Source organism: Psychroflexus longus, from assembly GCF_020164595.1.
GTDB classification, from domain to species: Bacteria; Bacteroidota; Bacteroidia; order Flavobacteriales; family Flavobacteriaceae; genus Psychroflexus; species Psychroflexus longus.
In genome coordinates this window covers 346986-369007 of record NZ_JAIQZE010000001.1, presented here as the reverse complement: position 1 = coordinate 369007, position 22022 = coordinate 346986, and the positions used below count along the sequence as shown (strand labels likewise).

The following is a 22022-nucleotide window of genomic DNA, read 5'->3' as shown; positions in this document are numbered from 1 at the left end:
AATTGATTAGTCTTTATACATTTTAATTTCAGTTTCGCCTTTCATGTTTTTGGAGGCTCTGAACATTCCGGGTGTATTAAATTCCATCACGACTTTACCTTTTTTATCAATACCCACAATTCCACCAGTTCCGCCAAGATCTGTCAATTTTTTCTGAATGACTCGCTGGGCTGCTTTTTCCAGGCTAATGCCTTGATATTCCATCATGGCTGAGATATCGTGAGCGACTACTCCTCTTATAAAATATTCGCCATGACCAGTAGCAGATATAGCGCAGGTCTTATTATTTGCATAAGTTCCAGCGCCTATAATTGGAGAGTCACCAATTCTGCCGTATTTTTTATTGGTCATGCCCCCCGTAGAAGTTCCTGCAGCAAGGTTTCCATCTTTATCTAAAGCTACACAGCCTACAGTTCCATATTTTTCATTACTTAGGTAGAATTCGTTGGAAGAAACTCCATGTTCTCTGGCCTTAGAGGCTTCTAGCGCTTTGCTTCTTCTTTCAATAATGAAATAAGAATTGTCAACAAACTCTAAATCGTGAAGTTTTGCAAATTCTTCTGCACCAGATGCGCTAAGCATAACATGGTCTGATTCCTCCATAACCTTTAAGGCTAGGTTGATAGGATTTTTGATATGTTGGACTCCAGATATAGCCCCTGCATTTCTGGTTTTTCCTTCCATAATGGAGGCATCCAATTCTGCAATCCCTTCAGCATTCAAGACAGCGCCTTTTCCTGAATTGAATAAAGGAGAGTTTTCCATCACATTGATGGTTTTTTGGACAGCTTCTAAAGCTGTTCCTCCTTCAGAAAGAATCTTATGCCCAACACTGATAGCTTCTTCAAGCTTTTCTTCGTAAGCTTTTTGTAAAGAATCGGTCATGTTTTCCTTCTTGATGACCCCTGCACCACCATGAATAACAATTCCAAATTTTTGAACTTGTGGAGGATTTTTTTCTTTGCTGATTTTTGGCGAATCGTGGCAAGCAATGAAAAGTAAACTAGCGAGTAATAAAATTGAGTATTTCATGAGTTATAAATTTAGTAAGTAATCTAAAGCAGATTTATCTATGGTAATTAATTCTGAAGAGGGGAGACGTTTCAAAAGTCTCTGCCAACGCTTATCATTCATAAACAAACGTTCAAATATGGGGATAGACATTTTCACTTGATCGGAATTGACCAAAGCAACCGCTTTCCAAAATTTAATTTCATCATTGGTAGGTAACAGCTTTTCGGCAGCATTATAAGCTTCCAGTGCCGCTTTTGGATCTTCATTCTCCATGGCTACATCCCCTTTTTCCATATACTCGTATGCCCTTTGGCTGTTGAGAAGCCGTGAAAGTTCTTCAACAGGAGTTTTATGGTCTTCAACTCTCAAATCTATCTTTTTATCAAGCCAAGGATGTTCTGGTGCATTTTTACTTACGACTATTAACGCAGAAGATTGTTTCCCTCTTACGTCCCCGCCACTTGCTTGTGCAGCTTTCATAGCTGCAACTACGCGCTCCGCAAGCTCAAGATTGCTATTTTCTTCATAGGCTTTTCTCATTGCGTAAACCACATTTTCATCCTCCATCATATTGGCTTGTATGCTATAAGTATCTTCTACAAGATGTAAAGCCGCCTCTACACATTTCTCTCCAGTAAATGCTGCTACAGTTCCGTTTTTGGAAAGCATGGCAACTTGTCTAAAAGCTGCGCCCTCATCTTCTGCTTTTATTTTTTCCAAAGCTTCACTTGCGGTAAGCCCACTTTCCATTAATTGTAAACCTTCATAGCCGTACTGCTGATTTACAAAGGATTGAGTAGCTACAACACCAACCCCAGACTTTCCCCAGGGCACAGCGGTTCCCACAGAGAACCAATGGCTTTGAACCCCTACGGCCATATCTCCAGTTTCAGGATCTTGAGCAATAATTGAAAAAGTGTGCGCAAATTCAGATGAATTTGTAGGTTTTTGAGCATACGAAGCAAATTGAAAGAGAAAACTGAAAAAAATTATGTATTTATAAATCATTTCTTAACTTTTTTAAATTTATATAATAATAGTGAGATTTTAATTTTATGTTCATATCAATTTTGAACGAAAATAAACTTTAATATATGCCAATAGAATTTTTACAGTTAAAAAAGCTTTTGGATTTTTTTGAATTACCTAGCTTTTTAGTGTCAAATCCCAATGGTAAATTTAAAGTTATTGGATTGAATAATAAACTTAAAGTTAAGTCTGATAGAAAAAGAAAAATTAAAAATAATGCAGAATTGGAGGGGTTCTTGAATGAGAGTTTTGGATTGAAAGGACAAATGGCTTCAAAGTTTATCAAAAAATTGAGTAAACTGAAAGATTTAAAACTGAATAAATCTTCCCATTTTATTGAGATTTATCAAAATAATCAAACCCTTAAGTTTGAATGCAAACTTCTTAATTTTGAAGATAAATACTTCTTTTTTATCAGTATCCATTATGAACAAACAAAGGCCGATGAAAATGAAAATCTAGAAATCGAGTCTTTCAAAAGAATTTTTGAATCTCTTCCTCTTGGAATTGGTGTTAATACAATTGATGAATCTAAGACCGTCTATGTCAATAATAAATTCACTCAAATTTACGGTTGGGATCAAAAGGAACTTGAAAACGTTACTACATTTTTCAAAAAAGTATACCCAGATGAAGCTTACAGAGATGAAGTTTCAAAAATGATAATGGATGATATTCATTCTGGAGACCCTCAAAGAATGAATTGGAAAAACCTGAAGATCACAACTAAAACTGGTGAAATAAAGATAGTTAATGCTAAAAATATTCCTCTTTATGATCAAAATCTCATGATCTCTACAGTTATAGATATAACTGATAATTATAATACCCAAAAAAAAATAGAGCTTGCTAAAAATAGGTTTGATCTAGCAGCGCGTGCAACATCAGATGCAGTTTGGGAGTGGGACTTAAGCGAAGATGAACTATACTGGGGTGACGGTTATGAAAGACTGTTTGGTTATAATTTTGAAAATAATACAGTCTCTAGGGATTTTTGGGAATCCAAGATTCATCCCAATGATTTAAAGCCATTTTTTGAAAGCTTACAAGAAGCTTTAGATGACAAAACCTTATCTAAGTGGACGTTTGATTATCGATTTCAAAATCGAGAAGGCAACTATGCCAACGTAAGAGAAAATATTGTAATTGTAAGGAATGAAAGTGGTGATCCCATCCGCTTGGTTGGGGCCTTACAGGATATTACTAAACCTTTAAAACGCGAAAATCATCTGAATCTTTTAGAAAAATTAATTGATGGTACTAAAGATGCAATTCTGGTAACAGAAGTAAAATCCAATAGTTTTCTTGAGTCTGAGATAGTTTATGCAAATTCTAGTTTTCAAAATCTTTTTGGTTTTAAGATATCAGAGGTGATCGGCTCAACTCCAAGGGAATTTTATGTGTCCAATAAAAACGAAGAGGACTTTTTGGGATTAGAGGAAAAACTCAGTCAATGGGAGTCGGTTAATGCAGATGTGCTAAGCTTAACTCAAAACGAACTGGAATTCTGGAATAATATTTCTATCACTCCAATTGTTGACGACCAGGGATGGTACACACACTGGATGATTGTCAATAGAAATGTAAATGACTTAAAAACAAATGCTGAAAAAAGCGAACTATTGACCTTTACCCATCAGGCCTTTCAGGGTGAGGAATATCTAGAAAGTATACTCTGTAAAATTTCACTAAAAATTGAAGACTTAGTTCGAAGTCATATCTGCCAATTTTGGCTTCTAGGTCATTATTCAAAGGATCTGTCAAAATTTTTAGAATTAAAGGACGGTGAATTAGTTAATTTTAAATCAGAAACGAGCAACTTCGATTCTGAAGGTTTCGCCTTGGAGATTTTAAATAGCGGGGATTTAAATTTCAAAATCCACAGAAACGAATCAGATTCAGTAAATGAGATTAAAAAGAGTTTTGGATTTGAGATTAAATCACATGGCGAATGTTTGGGTGTTGTGATTCTTAGTTTCAAGGATACATTTTCCAGAGAGGAAACACTCCATTCTATTTTTGAAGAATTTTCAATTCAACTCGCCAATGAAATTTCTCGAAAGCGGACTGAAAAGGAAATGCAAGCCTTTTTTGAAAATTCCCCAGATTTTTTATGTATTGCTGGTGATAATGGATACCTGAGCAAAATGAACAAAAGGGCGAGTGATATTACAGGATACACTCAGGAGGAATCTTTAAATACTCCTTTTCTGGAGTTTATTGCTGAAGAAGATAGAGAATCGACGAAGGAGCTAATTATAAAAGCGAGAGAAACAAAAGAGTATCAATCTAAAGAGATTCATATCATTACAAAAGATTCTAAAGTACTTCTAGTGGACTGGACTGTGTTTAGCCTTAATGGAAGTGATGTTTTTTGTACGGGAAAAGATGTAACGCCATACAAGAAGGCTTTAGAGGATTTAAAAACTGAGATTGAAAAATTCAACATTTTGTCTGAAACTGTTTCTGATGCGGTTTGGGACTATGATTTAGAACATAATAGTATTGAATGGGGAAGTGGGCTCAAAAAATTATTTGGTTATGAACTCGATACTTTTGGAGACTCTGAAGAAAATTGGCTAGAGAAAATACATCCTCAGGATAAAGATCGCATTATTAAATCTTTTGATGCAGTGTTGAAAGATTCGGAAGCTGATACCTGGAGGGAGGAATATTTACTAAAAAATAAAAATGGAAGTTATGTCAATGTATTGGATCGAGGAACAATTATAAGAAATGACAAAGGCATGGCAACAAGGATGGTGGGCTCTATACAAGATGTATCAGAGTTTATAAATTACCAAAAGAACTTAGAAAAACTAAATCAGAAGCTCCAAAAACAGACAATGGCATTAATCAAGTCCAATAAAGATCTGGAAGAATTCGCCTATGTAGCATCTCATGATTTGCAGGAGCCCTTGCGGATGGTTACCGGATTTTTAACACGTCTGGAACAGAAGTATGCGGGAAATCTTGATGAAAAAGCTCAAGAATACATTAATTTTGCTGTAGAAGGAGCTAAGCGGATGCGTCAAATTATTCATGGATTGCTCAATTTTTCTAAAGTAGGCAGAAATGATCTTCCTTTATCAAAAGTTGATGTAAATTCAGTGATAAAAGACGTTGTAATCTTCTTACACGAAGCCATTGAAGATAAAGGAGCAAAGATAGAAGTTGGAAGACTTCCTGTAATTGATTCTGTTGAATATGAACTTAAAGAAGTGTTTTTAAACTTAATTGACAACTCATTAAAATATTCTAGGTCGGCTAATCCGCCTAAAATAAAGGTTGATTACGAAGAGCTTGAAAATCATCATTTGTTCAGTGTAGAAGACAATGGCCTGGGTATTTCTGAAGAATATTTCAAGAAAATCTTTGGAATTTTCCAAAGATTGCACGGTCAAAGTGAGTATTCTGGAACAGGAATAGGTCTTGCTATTGTTGACAAGATAATTACAAATTTTAAAGGTGAAGTTAGAGTAGAATCAGAGCTTGGCAAAGGCTCAAAATTTATACTTAAACTTCCTAAAAAATCTATAGATAATGAAAAACCCTCCGATTCCTAGCAATGAAGCAGAACGGTTGAAAGAGTTACATAGCCTGAAGTTATTGGATAATCTGCCTGATGAAGATCTTGACCTGATAACTAAACTGGCCTCAGATATTTGTGGAACCGAAATTTCGCTGGTGACTCTTATAGACTCTGATACGCAAGTGTTCAAATCAAAATTCGGCATTGATGTAGAACAAACTTCAAGAGATATTGCGTTTTGTGCACACGCGATTAATACGCCAAGCAGGATGCTTATTGTTAATGACGCTACTCAAGATGAACGTTTCAAAAATAATCCTTTAGTGAAAGATGATCCCAATATTGCATTTTACGCAGGTATGCCCCTTTCAACAAAAGACGGTCTCGCGCTTGGAACGCTTTGCGTTCTCGACTCTAAGCCCAAAGTGCTTAACGCTTCACAAATTGAATCCTTAAAATCTCTTGCCAAATTGGTAGAGCGTTTGTTTGAGTCTCATAGAAAGTCTTTAGATCTCGAAAAAGTTTATGAACAATTAAAACTACATAAAGATCAAACTGAAGAGGTTGCTTATACCATAGCACATGATCTTAAAAATCCTCTTGATAGTATTCAAGGGTTTCTAGAACTGTTACAATATGAATCTCACACTAGTCTAGGTGAAGAAGCAAGAGAATATATCGAATACGCCAAACAGAGCACTCAAAAAATGACAAGTCTTATCTACGAAATTCTTGCTTTTGCTAAGGTGACATCGCAATGCGATAAAAAAGAAAAGGTCGATGTTGAAGTTGTCATTCAAAATATCATAGATCTCAATTTACCTATTATAAGATCAGAAAACATTGAAATTGAATTTGGAAAATTGCCAATAATCAACACTTCTAAAGTTTCTTTTTCTTCAGTCCTTAGAAATTTGATAGGTAATGCCATTAAATATAGAAGTACAGAACGTTCACTTAAGGTGAAAATTTCTACAAAAGATAAATTAGACGAATGGCTCATTATAGTAAGTGATAATGGAAAAGGAGTAGAAGAGCGAAATCTTGAGAAGATTTTCAGACCCTTTTATAAGGAGAATAAAATAAATACATATGGAGTAGGTATGGGGCTAGCTACATGTAAAAAAATAATATTAAATTTAGGTGGAAAAATTTGGGTAGATTCTGAATTTGGTCAAGGCAGTAAGTTCAGTTTCACTATACCAAAATAGTATGATAGTCATGGATGCTTTCAAAATATTAATAGTAGAAGACAACATTGGTGATGTGTTGATGATTACTGAAGCTTTGGAAGATTCAAAATATGTAACTCAACAATGGGTGGTGAGTGACGGTAAAAAAGCTCTTGACTTCCTGTTAAAGCAAAATTCTTATATAACTGCAGAGACCCCAGATTTGGTGTTATTGGATTATAATATTCCAAAATACAATGGTCTTGAAGTCTTGAAGATTATAAAAAATGATGAGGTATTGAAGACTATTCCTGTTGTCATTTTTACGACATCTTCTTCAAAATTTGATGTGATCAAATGTTATGAGAATCATGTCAACTGCTACATTACCAAACCGCAAGATGGTCCAGATTTCATAAATGCTATTGCAAAAATTGAAGAATTCTGGATAGATTATGTCAATTCACCAAGTTCTACTAGACCATGACCAAGACCGAAAAAGCTCTTCAACTTCTTATTGTGGAAGATAATTTCGGCGACTATACGCTAGTAAAAGAGTATTTGGAAGAACATTTTGAGTACATGACCTATCAGCATGCTATAAATTATAAAGAAGCTGAAGCTTTGCTGAAAGGCGAAGCAAAATTTGACGTTATTTTTTTAGACTTAAGCTTACCAGATTTATCTGGAAAATTACTCGTAAAAAAGGTACTTAGCATTGAAACCCAAACCCCTGTCATAATTTTAACAGGTTCACTTAATCTCGATTTGTGTGTTGAATCTCTTCAGCTGGGTGTTTCAGATTATTTGTTTAAAGATGAATTAAATCCAAATGCGCTCTTCAAAAGCATTAATTACACCATTGAAAAGCAAAAACAAAGACTTAAGATTTTAGAGTCAGAAAAAAAATATAGCGACTTGTTTCACCTTTCGCCTCTACCTATGTTTGTTTATGATGTAGAAACTTTAAAATTTCTGGATGTTAATTCAGCTACAATTGAGCTTTTTGGTTACAAAAAGGAAGTGTTTCTCGGGATGTCTCTCCATCAAATTTTCTTTTCAAAAGATATGGATTCTTTTCTTGGAGCTCTAAAGCAAACAGTTCATAAAGACAGTCACAGCTTCGATGATTATTTTTCGTACAAGAAAAAATCTGGAGAAGAAATAAATGCTGAAATCACCATCAAAACTATTATTTTTCAAAATAGAAAAGCTAAACTTGTTGTAGCCAAAGATGTCACAGAACGCTTGCAGCATTACAAAGCACTAGCTTCTCAAAATGAGAAGCTGAAGCAAATAGCCTGGCAACAATCACATGAAATGAGATCTCCAGCATCCAAAATTTTAGGCATTGTAGAGCTCTTGAACACAGGCGTTTGTTCCAAAAAAGAAGAGGGCGTTCTTATCAAAGAAATTGGCAAAACGGTGAAAGAACTTGATAGCGTTATAAGAGCTATTACTAAGAATACAAAACAAATTCAACCAAGTAAATAAATAAGGTCTATGAACTTAGAAGTCTTAAATGTAGATGATGATAAAATGGTACTCTTTATTCATGAGAAAATGATGATTCATTCAGAATTTTCAAGTTCCCCAAAATCATTTGAAGACGGCTACAAAACTTTAACTTACATCTCTGAACATAAATCTGATGATAAAAAGTTTATCATTCTTCTAGATGTTAATATGCCTGATCTCGACGGCTGGGACTTTATGGATGAGTTGGAGAAACGTGAATTGGACAGTTATTGCTATATTTTTGTAGTGACCTCTTCTATTGACTCTAGTGACAAAGAAAAAGCAGCGACTTATGCCGCTGCTATAGGATTTGTGGAAAAACCTTTGAGCATAGAAAGTCTCAAAAATTTAAAGAAAACTAAGGAGTTGCTACCTTTTTTCGACTAAGCTTCTATATTCTCATCTTCATCATCGCCTGTATAGGCGTCATATTCTGGGTATAGGAAGTTATTATAAGGGAAACGAGTGACGTGAATCTCCCTTACTGTTTCATATACCTTTTTTCTGAATTCTTCAATATTTTCTTTTTCGGTAGCCGAAATAAACAGTACTTTATCTCCTTGTCTTTGCATCCACGTTTTTTTCCACTCCTCAAGTGTATAGTGCTGATAAGATCTTTCCACCATCAAGTCATCTTCCTCTATGATTTCTGGCTCGTAACTATCAATTTTATTAAAGACCATGATGATGGGTTTGTCTCTGGCCTCGATGTCATCTAAAATGCTGTTGACCGATTCAATATGGTCTTCAAAGTTTTCATGAGAAATGTCGACAACATGTAAAAGCAAGTCAGCTTCCCTTACTTCATCCAAAGTAGATTTAAATGATTCTACCAGTTGTGTTGGCAGCTTTCTTATAAACCCAACAGTGTCCGTCAACAGAAAGGGTAGATTTCTAATCACTACTTTTCTTACTGTTGTGTCCAGGGTCGCGAATAGCTTATTTTCTACAAAAGCTTCACTTTTACTTATCACATTCATCAATGTTGATTTACCAACATTGGTGTAGCCTACCAGAGCAACTCTCACAAGACTCCCTCTGTTTCCTCGTTGGACAGCCATCTGCTTGTCTATGGTTTTTAGTTTTTTCTTGAGCAAAGTGATTTTGTCTCTTACGATACGTCTATCGGTTTCAATCTCTGTTTCACCAGGACCACGCATTCCAATACCACCACGTTGACGCTCAAGGTGGGTCCATAAACCTGCAAGTCTCGGTAATAAATATTCATATTGTGCAAGCTCTACCTGAGTGCTGGCGTAGCTTGTTTTAGCACGTTGAGCAAAAATATCCAGAATAAGATAGGTTCTATCTACAACTTTACATTTTAGTATTTTTTCAATATTCCTTTGCTGACCTGGAGATAACTCATCATCAAAAATGGCAGTTCCGATCTCATGTTCTTCCACATAATCTCTCACCTGCTCCAATTTACCCTTTCCTATAAAGGTCTTTGGGTTGGGAACGTCAAGTTTTTGTTGAAATCGCTTTTTGACTTCACCTCCAGCGGTGTAAGTAAGAAATTCTAATTCATCTAAGTATTCTTTGGATTTTTCTTCATCCTGAAACTGATTCACAATACCAATGAGAACAGCAGTTTCGTATGTTGTAGTTTTTGCTTCTAACATATAAAATTTTGATTACGTAAAATTATGAAAAATACTTCAGTTTGATCTGAATTTAAGATTTCTGAAAAGGAATCGTATCACAATCTAGCTTTATATTTTCTAAGTAATTCTAGATTTAATACTAAAAATTCCCTTAATTCGTTTATCATACTAAAATCAAACTTTTATGCATCCAAAAAAATATTTTTTAGCTCTCACTTGTTTATTACTTTTCTATTCTTGTAGTTCAGATGATACCAATGATCTCAATGTTGATCAAAGTGATTGTAAAATAGCTCAAGGGATTTCCCCTAATCCAACTCCTGATGGATTGAATGATAATTTCGATTTGTCATGTCTGGCAGACCGCACAGGAATTACAACTTTAGAAGTTTTCGATAGGAATGGCCTGAAAGTCTATGAAAGGTCAAATTACAGAGACGAATTTATTGGTCAAAATGATGACGGAGATGACCTTGTAACAGGGACTTACTTCTATACCATCACTTTTGATGCTGAAGACATAGACTACGGAACGGTCAATCAAGGCTCACTTTACATTAATGTTGAACAATAATCTGTAATGATTTATAAAGAAAATTTCTCTATGAAAATTAGATATATCCCTGTTTTAGGAGCTTTGTTGTTGTTGGCCACACAAGAGATCTCTGCACAGCAAGACCCTCAATATACGCAGTACATGTATAATATGAACGTTATCAACCCTGCTTACGCTGGTTCCAAAGAAAACTTATCGGTAGGAGCATTGTACAGAGACCAATGGTCCGGTATTGAAGGTTCTCCTAAAACGTTTGCTTTCAATGCGCATACTCCAGTAGGAAAAGGAATCGGTTTGGGGCTTTCCGGCATCAATGATCAAAACGGCCCAGTTGAACAAACCAATGTATTCGCAGATATATCTTACACGATGGACATTGGTAAAAACAGCAAACTGGCTGTTGGTCTTAAAGCAGGAGCAAGGTTTCAAAGCATAGGTTTTGAGAACATGTTTTTTCAGGATGATATGGATCCAGCCTTCCAAAGCGACATTGATGAGACTTACCCAAGTTTAGGTGCGGGTCTTATGTATTACTCCGATAGATTTTATGTCGGACTTTCCGTTCCGAATTTCTTAGGTTCTACACATCTTGAAGTCGATGGCCGAGAATTTGGCTCGGAGCAACAGCATTATTTTCTGACTGCCGGCTATGTTTTTGATATAAATGATTACATAAAATTCAAACCTTCCACTTTAATCAAATCTGAATTTAGTTCCGCCGTATCTTTTGATGTGAATGCAAACGTTCTATTTTATGATAAGTTTGAAATTGGAGCTTCCTATAGATATGAAGACGCCATCAGTGGCCTGGCGAGTGTGAGAGCTACAGACTGGATGCAGATTGGTTTCGCTTACGATGCAACTCAGTCCAACCTGAAGGAACCTTCTTATGAAGCTTTTGTCATTTTCGACATCTTCTTCAAAAAGAAAACTTATGTCTCGCCTCGTTATTTTTAATTTGAAATGAAATCTCCAATGAAAAAATTATATATACTCTCTTTGTTTTGTTGCTTGTTTACCATAAGTCTGTGGTCTCAAAACAGCGACACCAAAAAAGCAGATAGGCATTTTGATCGATTTGAATACGTTGATGCTATTGATGCTTATGAAAAGCTTATCCGCAAAGGAAAAGCAAATAATTATGTGTACAGACAACTAGCGATTGCAAACTATAAAACTTCCAACTTTCAAGATTCCGAACAATTCTTTAAGCGTTATCTAAGAAATAACAGAAACGCCTCTGCTGAAGATTATTATACTTATGCTCAGGCACTTCTAAGCAACGAAAAAATTGAAGATTACAAGAAGGCGATGCTCGATTTTTCTGAAAAAGCCCCTCGAGACTCCAGAGCTAAAGCCTTTTTAGAAAACCCAAATTATTTTGAAGAGTTGAAATCCATGACACCAAGATTTGAACTGAATCAGCTAAGCTTAAATTCTGAATACTCCGATTTTGGCGCATACGAATATAATGGGAAACTTTACTTTTTATCGGCAAGGAATGAAACCAGAAAAACATACGGCTGGAACAAACAGCCCGCTTTAGATATTTTTGTCGCTGACAATGTAGGCGGAACTTTCAAAAACTCAAAAGAAATAGTAGGTGAGATTAATACTAAATTTCATGAAGGTACTCTGGCTATTACCAATGATGGATCAACTATTTACTTCACCAGAAATGATTTCCTCAATGGAAACTACAGAAAAGATGAAGATGGAGTCAATCACTTAAAAATTTACAAAGCCACTCTGGTAAATGGTAGTTTTCAGGATATTGTAGATTTGCCCTTTAACGATGTATCTTTTTCCAATGCTAATCCGGCTTTAAGTCCAGATGAAACTGAACTGTATTTTTCCAGTGATAGACCGGGAGGTTATGGAGCTTCAGACCTTTATGTTGTTAAGATTAAAGAAGACGGTAGCTTTGGTCAGCCAAGAAATCTTGGACCAACAGTCAATACAGAGCGCAGAGAAAATTTCCCGTACATCGATCGGGAAAACACACTATACTTCTCTAGCGACGGACATTTAGGCCTTGGTGGTCTGGATGTTTATTATGCCAAAAGCGATTCTGGAGATTTCCTACCTCCTCAAAATCTTGGATCACCATTGAACAGTAATGCAGATGATTTTGCTTTTACTTACAATGGCAACGTAGAAAAAGGCTATGTATCCTCAAACCGAACCGAAAAGAAAAAAGGAAAGCGAATAGATAATATTTACAGAGCAAATTTGGTTCATCCGCTGGAACAAACTTCTCTTCTGGTAGAAGTAGTTGATGCTAAAACAGATAGGTTTTTAGAAAATGCGCAAGTCATTTTTTATGATGAGGATCAAAATGAATTTACGAGAAGCCGAACTAATGCAAGTGGTGTAAGCAAAAACTTTTTGCCTACTGGTCAAAAATTCGATTTACAGGTGAATATGAGTAATTATGAAAGTCAGTCGATATCCTTGCGTATTCCTAAGACTCAGATGCTAATACGAGTGGCTCTAGAGCCAAAGCTTTCCCCGGCGGAAGCAGAACTGTTGATTCTTCAGGAGCGCATTTTCTTTGAATATGACGATGCAAGTATAAGACCTGAAGCTGCATTGGAACTTGACAAACTGATTTCAATTCTGAAAGAAAATCCTGAGTTGAATATTAAAGTCATAAGCCATACCGATGAAAGAGGATCAAAGGCTTACAATATGGAGCTTTCCCAACGAAGAGCTGAGAATACTGTCAATTATTTAGTTGAAAATGGCATTGATTCAACCCGATTAACTTCAGAAGGAAAAGGAAAATTAGAGCCTGTTAATTCCTGTGATTCTGGCTGCAGTGAAGAAGAACATGAAGAAAATAGAAGATCTGAGTTTGAAATTGTCGACTAGATTTTTCAAAATTTAAACCCATAAATCCTTCAACGCTTTAGTTGAGGGATTTTTTTATATTTACTAAGCTGTAAATAAGCTGTTATGGAAAAAACAAAATGCCTTTCTTGTGATGAACCTATTACCGGGCGAATCGATAAAAAGTTTTGTTCTGATTACTGTAGAAGTACTTACAATAATCGGCTTAACAGCGATGCAACAAAGATTGTGAGAAACATCAATAACAGGTTGAAAAAAAATTACAGAATTTTAAGAAGCATCAACAAAGACCAAAAAACAAAAACCACTCGTGATAAATTGCTGGAAAAGGGTTTCAACTTCAACTACTTTACAAGCCTCTACACCACTAAAAGCGGAAACGTTTATTATTTTGTCTATGATCAAGGTTACTTACCCTTGGAGGATGATTACTATGCATTGGTAAAACGCGATTAATGAGAAAGAGTTCCTACAAAGCGATTATTAGTCTGCTGGTGATAGCAGCTTCCATTTGGTATGTTTTTTACGATCTATACCCTGCTGAAATCACGGATTTATCAACTCAGCCAACAGAGTTTTCTACCCTTAGAGCATTCGAGCATGTCAAAAAAATTGGTGATGAGCCGCATTACATTGGTTCGAGAGCGCACAATAATAAACGAAACTATATTGTTAATGAACTGGAAAAGCTAGATCTACAGGTTCAGACTCAACAAGGATTTGTTTTATCTAAAAGTGGCGTTCTTACTGCTCCGCAGAATATCATAACAAAGTTGGAGGCTAATGATTCTCAAGAAAATTCTAAAGCGCTCTTACTCTTAACGCATTACGATTCTGCTGTACACTCGTCTTCTGGAGCTGCAGATGCAGCATCTGGAGTAGCCACAATCCTGGAAGCTCTTAGAGCCTTCAAGACTTCAAACCCAACGTTTCAAAACGACATCATTATTGTTTTTTCAGATGGAGAAGAGGTTGGACTTACGGGGGCAAAATTATTTGTAAAGGAGCATCCCTGGAAAGATGAGGTGGGATTGGTACTTAATTTTGAATCTCGTGGCAGCGGCGGTCCCAGTAATATGATTGTAGAAACAAATCATGGGAATTCAAATCTAATTGAGCTTTTTGGAAAGGCACAGGGAGAGCATCCACTGGCAAATTCTCTGATGTATAGTGTCTATAAATTATTACCGAATGATACAGATTCTACAGTATTCAGAGAACTGGCGGATATTCCAAGTTTTTTCTTCGCATTTATAGATGATCATTACGATTATCATACAGCTCTGGATGTTCCTGAGCGTCTTGACAAGAGGTCATTGGCCCATCAAGGAGATTACTTAATTCATGCGATGGAAGAATTTTCAAATCTAGATTTAACAGATTTAAAATCAGAACAAGACGATATATATTTTACAGTAACTGGCCTCGGTCTTTTTCACTATCCATTTTCCTGGGTATGGGTGATTTATGGAATTGGGTTTTTAGTATTTTTGTCTTTATTGTTTTATGGTTTCAAAAGCAATTCGCTGTCTAGGAGAGAAGTTTTTAAAGGCTTTATTCCCTGGTTTTCAAGTTTGATTATCGCTGGTTTAGTTACCTATTTTGGTTGGCCATTAATTCTAAAGCTTTATCCGGATTATTCAGCTATCCTGCAAGGATTTACCTACAATGGACATGACTATATTGTAGTTTTTGTGGCGCTAACTCTATTTATTTTATTTTCAATTTATCAATTATTTGATGAAAAACTAAACCCAAAAAATGCAATGGTAGCTCCACTATTGACTTGGTTCATTGTCATTTTTCTACTGAATATTTTTTTAAAAGGAGCGGCCTTCTTCATCATCCCTCTCTTATTTACTTTACTTGCTTTCTTTTTAATGATCAGGTTTCAAGTGCCATCCTATCTTTTTCTTCTGATTTTGATACTACCATCTTTAAGCATTATTGCTCCATTTATTCAGTTTTTTCCTGTAGGACTTGGTCTTAATATGAGTGTGGTAAGTGCTATTTTTACGGTTTTACTCTTCGGAAATTTACTGCCTGTTTTTGGTTACTTTTCCGTAAAAAAAGGAGTAGCAACGATGGCATTACTTGTAGCTATAGGCTTTTTCATCAAAGCTCATTTACATTCAGGTTTTACAGAAAATGCTCCTAGACCTAATAGTTTGGTTTACACTCTGGATACTGATTCCAATTTTGCGACCTGGAATACCTATGATGAGAATCTGGATTCCTGGACATCGCCCTATTTTGAAGCTCTAGAGGATTCAACCACAGCAGCCGACTATCAAAGTAAATACAATACAGCCTATACAAAAACTTCAAAAGCAAACTTGATTCCAGTTCAAAGTTCAGGTATTCAAGTGGATACTTTAGTAGCCTCCAAAGCTTACCTGAAAAAATTTAGAGTTCAATTGAACTATAATAGAAATCTTAATAGGATAATTGTTTCAGAATCTTCCCAGATCAACTTCAGCTCGTTTCAAGTCAATGGAAAAACAGCTGATGCTTACGGACAGGATTCAGGGGCTTATCACGTACATAAGAACCGTTTTAAGAATAATCTTATCGATTACTATGTAGTGAATCAGGAGCCTTTATATTTTGAATTTGAAGTCGAAAAAGATCAGGATGTTGAGTTTGTTATTAATGAAATCAGCTTTGATTTATTTTCGCGTCCTATGTTCTCTGTTAAAAAGCGACCAAAAGATAAAATACCAAAGCCTTTCATCGTCAACGATGCCATTATCACTAAGCAGACACTAGAATTATAATGAAGAAACAAGTATCAATTTTAGGTTGTGGCTGGTTAGGATTACCTCTTGCAAGGCATTTATTAAAAAACGGATGGAAAGTAAAAGGCTCTACAACATCTTCAGATAAAATCCAAGTTTTAGAAGCGGAGGGAATTAATTCTTTCATAATCGAGCTTTTAGAAGACAAAGTTGCTGGATATATTCGCAGCTTTCTCGAAAATTCTGAACTTCTTATTATCGACATTCCACCTGGATTGAGACGCGACCCGAATTCTGATTTTATTGCCAAACTCAAAAAGCTCACGGAGGCCATTTCAGAATCAAAAATCAACAAAATTCTCTATGTGAGCTCTACAGGAGTTTTCGATGACCACGAATCCAATCCTTCGTTTACTGAACATTATAATTTTACACAGAGAGAGGTTGAGAATAGTCAATTGGTCCAGGCAGAACAGCTACTTCTGAATTTGAAAAAGATACAGACAAGTGTCATACGTTTTGGAGGTTTGATTGGTAATGACCGACATCCTGTTAAATACCTGGCAGGCAAAACAGGGATAAAAAATCCTAAAGCTCCCGTCAATTTAATTCATTTGGATAATTGCATTTTACTGATTTCAGAGATCATTCAGCAGAATAAGTTTGGTGAGATTTTTCATGGTGTTGAAGACATTAAACTTTCTAAAGAAGACTACTATTCTAAAAAAGCAAAAGAACTCAGCCTTCCAATTCCTGAATTTGATCACGAAACAACTTCAGAAGGTAAAGAGATAAGTATGGCGTGGACTACTAGAATACTCGGGGTAAAACTGGAGAAAAGGCTTTAGAATAAATTAATATTTTATTTTCGACTCACGACTCACGACTCACGACTCACGACTCACGACTCACGACTCACGACTCACGACTCACGACTTCAACTACCGACCCCAGGAAATACTCTCAGGTTGAGGTAGAATCCAGTCATTGTGAGTGAAATAATTCCACTCGATGGTGGCCAGATCAAGTTGTGGATCTATGAAAAGTTCAGGTTTTCTTCCGTTAAGACTAACTTTTACTCGCGCATAAATCTCAATTGGAATATCTTTATCGGCATACTCTTTTTTCAATTTTTGGGTAAATTGATAGATTCCGTCAGGCTTCAAGAGATTTCTTTTTTGCTTAGTGGTTAAATAGTTATCCAGTTTAACATATTCAGTTTTTCCAGTGTTCAGATTCTTGATTCTAAAACTAGCAGAACCACTTTTAGATCTTAGCATCATTCTCCAGCTCATTCGATGACCTTCTTCAGTCCAGAAGACATTGCTTTGGATAAAATGATGTCTGACAGGAAGCAAAAGTTGTATCGCAAACCACAATACTAAAAAAACTTTAAAGTACGGTCCTAACTTTGGAATTTTAGTTTCAGCATTGTTATAAAAAGGCTTGAATTTCAAAAACGTTCTATTGATGTATTCCTTGGAAAAGAAAAAGACTGTAAACGCTAATGACATGTAAGGGAATATTCCAATTTGGAATACAATGCTGTTGAATAAATGAAAAAAAACGCTTATCCAAAATATGACAACTCTGGTGCGTTTCCACAAAAGTAGGGGAACGACAAGTAAGTCAAATAAAATCCCAAAATATGCGATACTCATATGTATCCAGGGTTCCTGGAGTAAGTCACCGATAAGCCAATAGTGAGCTTTACCTTTCATCAAAAGCTCTGGAAAAGTCCCGTCCATCCAGTCTGGATAAAATTTTGCAAGACTTGCATACGTGTATACAATCCAGATTTGTGCGATCAGAAAAAGTACAACCCAGTTGGGCATGCTTATGGATTTCAGGCCTGGACTTCTTTTGGCATCTACAGAAAAATAGCGATGTGCAGGCACTATGCACATAAATATGAGTAGAAGGATGAGCAGGTAATAGTGGTTGTTGTAAGAGGTTTTTTGCATTAGGTAAACGCTTGTCCAAAGTAGTGTGTAAGCGATGATACTAAATCTGTATTTGAAGCCCAGCATCACAAAGATTCCAAACAAACCCATGAGTCCAAAATAGAAGTACATTCCATTTCCAGGTAGCGGTTGAAGGAAGTCAAATCCAATAAAATTGAAGGTAAACTGAGGTTCTATAAGCGTTCGTCTGACCCAACCTGTAAGAATAGCACCCCAAGCTTCCAAAGCGATAAGCAAACCGAATAAAACCCTAAAGACGACAAGAGGAGAATTATCTACTCGCTTAAAGAGAAGCTCATTCATTATTGATAATTTTGATGTAGTTCCTGGCAAAAATCTCGTCGGCTTTCATGGCTTTGATAAGAGCTTCCAAGCCATCAAATTTAACTTCGCTTCTTATACGTTTCAGAAGTTGTATGTGAAGATGTTTGCCATACAAGTCCTTGTCCAGATCAAAGAAATAGGTTTCAATACTCTGTTTTTGCCCGCCTACAGTTGGATTGGTGCCAATATTCATCATGCCAAAACGTTTGTCTCCGTCGATCAAAGAGGCAACCACATAGACGCCTTCTTTCGGGATGAGCTTGTAAGATTCAGGAACTTTAAGATTGGCCGTAGGATACCCCATATTTCGACCTAAGCCCTTTCCTCGAATTACTTCTCCAGAAAGGAAAAATGGCTGCGTGAGATATTCGTTTGCCTTTTCGAGATCCCCTTCTTCTAGAGACCTTCTTATTTTAGTGGAACTCACCGCGACATCTTCGATATCCTGTTTTGAAATTTCATCGACTTCAAAACCAAATTCTTTGCCGAAGGCTTTCAGATCCTCAATGTCTGCAGTTCTGTTTCTTCCGAAATGATGATCGTAACCAATTACAATTTTTTTGGCATTCAATCCTTTTACCAAAATGTCCTCAACGTATTCTCTAGCTGTAAGCCTGGAAAATTCTAGAGTAAACGGATGAACGATAAGGTGCTCAAGACCGGTTTCTTCAAGAATCAGTTTGCGTTCGTCTATGGTGTTTATCAGTTTTAAATCCGAACTTTGCTGTAACACCATTCTTGGGTGAGGGTAGAAGGTAAGCAGCGCGGTTTGTAAATTCTCTTTTTTGGCAGTATCTACCAACCGCTGGATAATTTTTCTATGTCCAAGATGTATACCGTCAAAAGTACCAATAGTGACTACTGTTGGAATTGAAGAATCGAATTCTGAAACCTTATTGTAAATCTTCACGTGTTTCTATTTTCCGTTAAAGCTGTTCATTGTATTATTTATGCCAGCAGTACCAAATGAAAGTATTAATTCTGAAGACGTATCAAGACGTTCTTTAAGTTTGTCCTGTTCTTCTGAGGTCCATTCGCTTAAGACATAATCGATCTGATTGCCTTTGGAAAACTCGTCGCTTATTCCGAATCTAAACCTAGGGTATGCTGTGGTTTGTAGTAATTCCTGAATGTGTTTGAGACCATTATGCCCGCCATGACTCCCTTTAGCTTTTAATCTTAAAGTCCCAAAAGACAAATTCAAATCATCTGTAATGACCATTAGATTTTGGATAGAAATTTTCTCTTTATCCAACCAATAGCGTACAGCTTTACCGCTGAGGTTCATGAATGTGCTGGGCTTGATCAGAATAAACTTTCTGCCTTTAAAGTTAAATTCAGCTTTATCTCCGTAGCGGTCGGCTTCAAAAGTGAGTTCTTTTTTTTCTGCCAACTTATCCAAGATTTTAAATCCAATATTGTGTCTTGTATCCTCGTATTTTGGTCCTGGATTTCCTAAGCCAACTATCAAAAATTTCTTCATAGGATCTATCTCTTCTTTTTTTTCTTTGGATAAAAGTCTGGCAAAAAAAGCTCTCATCTACATTTTTTGTAAAAATAAAAAAGCATCCTGAAAAACAGGATGCTTTAAGTAAATTATAAATCGTGGATTTATTCTTTGCTTTCTTCAGCGTTATCTCCACCTTCAGCAGCAGTTTCTTCTCCTTCTGCTCCTTCTTCAGTTCCTTCTTCGTCTTCATCTTCTTCGTCTTCATCAACTCCGATGAGTGAAACGTTTCTGGACGTTCTGACTTGACAAATCACTGTATTGTCTGGGTGCATGATTTTGTAATCTTCACTAGCTACAGCTGTAACGTATAACTTTTGTCCAATTTTCAAAGGAGTTACGTTAGCAACAATATAATCTGGGAGATTCTTTGCAAGACCTCTCACAGTCATACGTCTTAAGTTAAATCTCAAAACACCACCGTTTTTAACACCTTTAGGTACACCTTCGGAGTGAACAGGAATTTCCATCGTAATTTCTTGACCTTCGTGGTACTCGTAGAAATCAATATGCAGAATTTCATCTGTCACAGGGTGGAATTGGATGTCTTGAAGTACAGCGTTGGTCTTGTTGCCGTCAAGGTCAACAATTACCGTGTGTACATCGGGAGTGTAAATCAACTTGTTGAAAGACACTTCTGGCGCAGAAAAATGCACGATAATATCCCCCCCGTAAATAACGCAAGGGACCTCTCCAGCATTACGTAAGGCTTTCGTAGCTTTCTTGCCTACGCTTTCTCTTTTAGATCCTTTGATCGTAATCGATTTCATAAAAAAAATTAAATTAAATTAAACTACATTAAAAACTTACTGCTTATAGACTTGTTGTAATGGACGGCTTTCATCACATCTGCAAACAAATCTGCACAGCTTAGTACTTTTATTTTTGGACTGTCTTTTTTCAACGGGATACTATCCGTGACAATCAATTCTTCAAGTTTGGAATCCTCTAGCTTTTCGTAAGCATTACCAGATAAAACGGGGTGCGAACAAATCGCTCTCACACTTTTGGCGCCTCTTTCCATCATCAGGTTGGCGGCGTGCGTCAAGGTTCCAGCCGTATCTACCATATCATCTGCTAAAACCACATTTTTGCCAGTTACATCCCCAATCAATTCCATATGAGAAATTTTATTGGCTTTAGCTCTTTGCTTGTAGCAAATCACCACATCGCTTTCCAGAAATTTAGAGTAGGCATAAGCTCTCTTGGAGCCACCCATATCTGGAGAAGCAACCGTAAGATCGTCTAGCTTGAGGCTTCTTAAATATGGTAAAAACACCGTAGACGCATACAAATGGTCCACAGGTTTTTCAAAAAAGCCCTGGATTTGGTCTGCGTGCAGATCCATAGTGATGATTCTTGTAGCACCAGCCGTTTCCAGCATTTTGGCTACCATTTTAGCAGCGATAGGAACTCTAGGTTTATCTTTTCTGTCCTGCCTGGCCCAGCCAAAATAAGGCATTACTGCCGTTATGTGTCTGGCCGATGAACGCTTGGCAGCATCGAGCATCAATAGCATTTCCATCAAATTGTCTGCATTAGGAAACGTAGAACCAATAATAAACACTCTTGACCCGCGAACACTTTCTTCGAAAGAAGGTTGAAATTCGCCATCGCTAAAATGCATTGTATTAACATTTCCAAGCGGAATCCCGTAAGATTCTGCGATAGATTGAGCTAATACGGTGCTTTGTGAACAAGCAAAAATTTTTGCGACCTTTTCTACGTCTGCCATAACTGTTTGACCTTTTGAGGGATATTAAATTTATGGATTGCAAATTTAGATAAATAATTGAAGTTGGATGTAAATAAGCTCACTATTTTCTACAAGGAAACAAATAATTTTATATTTTTGCCATTCTAAAATACCTAGGTGGCGGAATTGGTAGACGCGCTGGATTCAAAACCCAGTATCTTACGATGTGCGGGTTCGATTCCCGCCCTAGGTACAAAGCCTTCCTTTCGGGAGGCTTTTTAATTTTCAGGATTTTCCTTTTTCTTTTTTTTTGATTTTGCTCACGTTAACTTTTATACCTCGCGATACATTGCTTAAGGCCTTTCATTAGCTTTCATTATCCAGCTTGGTGAGGAATATGTACTAATGAAGTTGAAGAGAATGTTTTAAGCCTGAAGATTAAGCTGAAAAAGAGAATACATATCTAGGTTTAGTTTTAATTTTAAAAACTATACTTTTAACGATGTAAGCAG

Annotated in this window: 19 protein-coding genes and 1 tRNA gene; 12 read left to right on the top strand and 8 right to left on the bottom strand. The window is 36.4% G+C overall.

What is annotated here, in order from left to right; translation table 11 throughout:
- Positions 1-6: 6 nt before the first annotated feature.
- Both LB452_RS01740 and LB452_RS01735 read right to left on the bottom strand, forming a co-directional pair.
- Positions 7-1032, bottom strand: coding sequence for an isoaspartyl peptidase/L-asparaginase family protein (locus tag LB452_RS01740; protein WP_224459996.1), 1026 nt, complete (start codon positions 1030-1032; stop codon positions 7-9).
- A 3-nt stretch (positions 1033-1035) separates the two neighbouring features.
- A complete protein-coding gene (locus LB452_RS01735) occupies positions 1036-2022 on the bottom strand; it encodes a DUF1028 domain-containing protein (protein ID WP_224459995.1) in 987 nt (328 codons plus the stop codon).
- Between the two features lie 86 nt (positions 2023-2108).
- On the opposite strand from LB452_RS01735, the gene LB452_RS01730 reads away from it, so the two are divergent.
- The 5 genes from LB452_RS01730 to LB452_RS01710 are packed head-to-tail and all read left to right on the top strand — an operon-like array spanning position 2109 to position 8652.
- A complete protein-coding gene (locus LB452_RS01730) occupies positions 2109-5609 on the top strand; it encodes a PAS domain S-box protein (RefSeq protein WP_224459994.1) in 3501 nt (1166 codons plus the stop codon).
- Entirely contained in the window at positions 5587-6786 is a 1200-nt protein-coding gene (locus tag LB452_RS01725; protein ID WP_224459993.1) for a sensor histidine kinase, read from the top strand. Before LB452_RS01730 ends, LB452_RS01725 begins: the two co-directional genes overlap by 23 nt.
- Before the next feature lie 10 nt (positions 6787-6796).
- Positions 6797-7234: a response regulator gene (locus LB452_RS01720; protein WP_224459992.1), complete on the top strand. Its 438-nt coding sequence runs from the start codon at positions 6797-6799 to the stop codon at positions 7232-7234.
- Complete coding sequence (locus LB452_RS01715) at positions 7231-8241, top strand: response regulator (RefSeq protein ID WP_224459991.1); 1011 nt, start codon at positions 7231-7233, stop codon at positions 8239-8241. The genes LB452_RS01720 and LB452_RS01715 overlap by 4 nt, the downstream gene beginning before the upstream one ends.
- A 9-nt stretch (positions 8242-8250) precedes the next feature.
- Entirely contained in the window at positions 8251-8652 is a 402-nt protein-coding gene (locus LB452_RS01710; RefSeq protein ID WP_224459990.1) for a response regulator, read from the top strand.
- Here LB452_RS01710 and hflX read toward each other — a convergent pair.
- Positions 8649-9890 (bottom strand): GTPase HflX, encoded by a 1242-nt coding sequence (hflX, locus tag LB452_RS01705; RefSeq protein WP_224459989.1) that lies wholly within the window; start codon positions 9888-9890, stop codon positions 8649-8651. The genes LB452_RS01710 and hflX overlap by 4 nt on opposite strands.
- 166 nt (positions 9891-10056) lie before the next feature.
- Here hflX and LB452_RS01700 point away from each other — a divergent pair, with 166 nt between their 5' ends.
- The 6 genes from LB452_RS01700 to LB452_RS01675 all read left to right on the top strand — a co-directional run bounded on the left by LB452_RS01700 (position 10057) and on the right by LB452_RS01675 (position 16867).
- Entirely contained in the window at positions 10057-10446 is a 390-nt protein-coding gene (locus LB452_RS01700) for a T9SS type B sorting domain-containing protein (RefSeq protein ID WP_224459988.1), read from the top strand.
- A 30-nt stretch (positions 10447-10476) separates the two neighbouring features.
- Positions 10477-11385: a PorP/SprF family type IX secretion system membrane protein gene (locus LB452_RS01695; protein ID WP_224459987.1), complete on the top strand. Its 909-nt coding sequence runs from the start codon at positions 10477-10479 to the stop codon at positions 11383-11385.
- An 18-nt stretch (positions 11386-11403) separates the two neighbouring features.
- Complete coding sequence (locus LB452_RS01690) at positions 11404-13302, top strand: OmpA family protein (protein WP_224459986.1); 1899 nt, start codon at positions 11404-11406, stop codon at positions 13300-13302.
- 84 nt (positions 13303-13386) lie between these two features.
- Positions 13387-13737, top strand: a complete 351-nt coding sequence (locus tag LB452_RS01685; RefSeq protein ID WP_224459985.1) for a hypothetical protein — start codon at positions 13387-13389, stop codon at positions 13735-13737.
- Complete coding sequence (locus tag LB452_RS01680) at positions 13737-16058, top strand: M20/M25/M40 family metallo-hydrolase (RefSeq protein WP_224459984.1); 2322 nt, start codon at positions 13737-13739, stop codon at positions 16056-16058. Before LB452_RS01685 ends, LB452_RS01680 begins: the two co-directional genes overlap by 1 nt.
- Positions 16058-16867: a Rossmann-fold NAD(P)-binding domain-containing protein gene (locus LB452_RS01675; RefSeq protein ID WP_224459983.1), complete on the top strand. Its 810-nt coding sequence runs from the start codon at positions 16058-16060 to the stop codon at positions 16865-16867. Before LB452_RS01680 ends, LB452_RS01675 begins: the two co-directional genes overlap by 1 nt.
- Before the next feature lie 93 nt (positions 16868-16960).
- Here LB452_RS01675 and LB452_RS01670 read toward each other — a convergent pair whose 3' ends face one another.
- The 5 genes from LB452_RS01670 to LB452_RS01650 form a co-directional block, all read right to left on the bottom strand.
- Positions 16961-18286: an HTTM domain-containing protein gene (locus LB452_RS01670; RefSeq protein WP_224459982.1), complete on the bottom strand. Its 1326-nt coding sequence runs from the start codon at positions 18284-18286 to the stop codon at positions 16961-16963.
- A complete protein-coding gene (locus LB452_RS01665; protein WP_224459981.1) occupies positions 18279-19217 on the bottom strand; it encodes a bifunctional riboflavin kinase/FAD synthetase in 939 nt (312 codons plus the stop codon). Before LB452_RS01665 ends, LB452_RS01670 begins: the two co-directional genes overlap by 8 nt.
- 6 nt (positions 19218-19223) lie before the next feature.
- A complete protein-coding gene (gene pth, locus LB452_RS01660) occupies positions 19224-19847 on the bottom strand; it encodes an aminoacyl-tRNA hydrolase (RefSeq protein ID WP_224459980.1) in 624 nt (207 codons plus the stop codon).
- 71 nt (positions 19848-19918) lie between these two features.
- Positions 19919-20584: a 50S ribosomal protein L25/general stress protein Ctc gene (locus tag LB452_RS01655; protein ID WP_224459979.1), complete on the bottom strand. Its 666-nt coding sequence runs from the start codon at positions 20582-20584 to the stop codon at positions 19919-19921.
- 23 nt (positions 20585-20607) lie between these two features.
- Positions 20608-21549, bottom strand: coding sequence for a ribose-phosphate pyrophosphokinase (locus LB452_RS01650; protein ID WP_224459978.1), 942 nt, complete (start codon positions 21547-21549; stop codon positions 20608-20610).
- A 132-nt stretch (positions 21550-21681) separates the two neighbouring features.
- Here LB452_RS01650 and LB452_RS01645 point away from each other — a divergent pair.
- Positions 21682-21763 (top strand) — tRNA-Leu (locus LB452_RS01645).
- Positions 21764-22022: the final 259 nt, after the last annotated feature.

Coding starts and splice junctions, on each gene's coding strand:
- LB452_RS01740 (WP_224459996.1), bottom strand. CDS start 1,032: ATGAAATACTCAATTTTATTACTCGCTAGTTTACTTTTCATTGCTTGC.
- LB452_RS01735 (WP_224459995.1), bottom strand. CDS start 2,022: ATGATTTATAAATACATAATTTTTTTCAGTTTTCTCTTTCAATTTGCT.
- LB452_RS01730 (WP_224459994.1), top strand. CDS start 2,109: ATGCCAATAGAATTTTTACAGTTAAAAAAGCTTTTGGATTTTTTTGAA.
- LB452_RS01725 (WP_224459993.1), top strand. CDS start 5,587: ATGAAAAACCCTCCGATTCCTAGCAATGAAGCAGAACGGTTGAAAGAG.
- LB452_RS01720 (WP_224459992.1), top strand. CDS start 6,797: ATGGATGCTTTCAAAATATTAATAGTAGAAGACAACATTGGTGATGTG.
- LB452_RS01715 (WP_224459991.1), top strand. CDS start 7,231: ATGACCAAGACCGAAAAAGCTCTTCAACTTCTTATTGTGGAAGATAAT.
- LB452_RS01710 (WP_224459990.1), top strand. CDS start 8,251: ATGAACTTAGAAGTCTTAAATGTAGATGATGATAAAATGGTACTCTTT.
- hflX (WP_224459989.1), bottom strand. CDS start 9,890: ATGTTAGAAGCAAAAACTACAACATACGAAACTGCTGTTCTCATTGGT.
- LB452_RS01700 (WP_224459988.1), top strand. CDS start 10,057: ATGCATCCAAAAAAATATTTTTTAGCTCTCACTTGTTTATTACTTTTC.
- LB452_RS01695 (WP_224459987.1), top strand. CDS start 10,477: ATGAAAATTAGATATATCCCTGTTTTAGGAGCTTTGTTGTTGTTGGCC.
- LB452_RS01690 (WP_224459986.1), top strand. CDS start 11,404: ATGAAAAAATTATATATACTCTCTTTGTTTTGTTGCTTGTTTACCATA.
- LB452_RS01685 (WP_224459985.1), top strand. CDS start 13,387: ATGGAAAAAACAAAATGCCTTTCTTGTGATGAACCTATTACCGGGCGA.
- LB452_RS01680 (WP_224459984.1), top strand. CDS start 13,737: ATGAGAAAGAGTTCCTACAAAGCGATTATTAGTCTGCTGGTGATAGCA.
- LB452_RS01675 (WP_224459983.1), top strand. CDS start 16,058: ATGAAGAAACAAGTATCAATTTTAGGTTGTGGCTGGTTAGGATTACCT.
- LB452_RS01670 (WP_224459982.1), bottom strand. CDS start 18,286: ATGAATGAGCTTCTCTTTAAGCGAGTAGATAATTCTCCTCTTGTCGTC.
- pth (WP_224459980.1), bottom strand. CDS start 19,847: ATGAGAGCTTTTTTTGCCAGACTTTTATCCAAAGAAAAAAAAGAAGAG.
- LB452_RS01655 (WP_224459979.1), bottom strand. CDS start 20,584: ATGAAATCGATTACGATCAAAGGATCTAAAAGAGAAAGCGTAGGCAAG.
- LB452_RS01650 (WP_224459978.1), bottom strand. CDS start 21,549: ATGGCAGACGTAGAAAAGGTCGCAAAAATTTTTGCTTGTTCACAAAGC.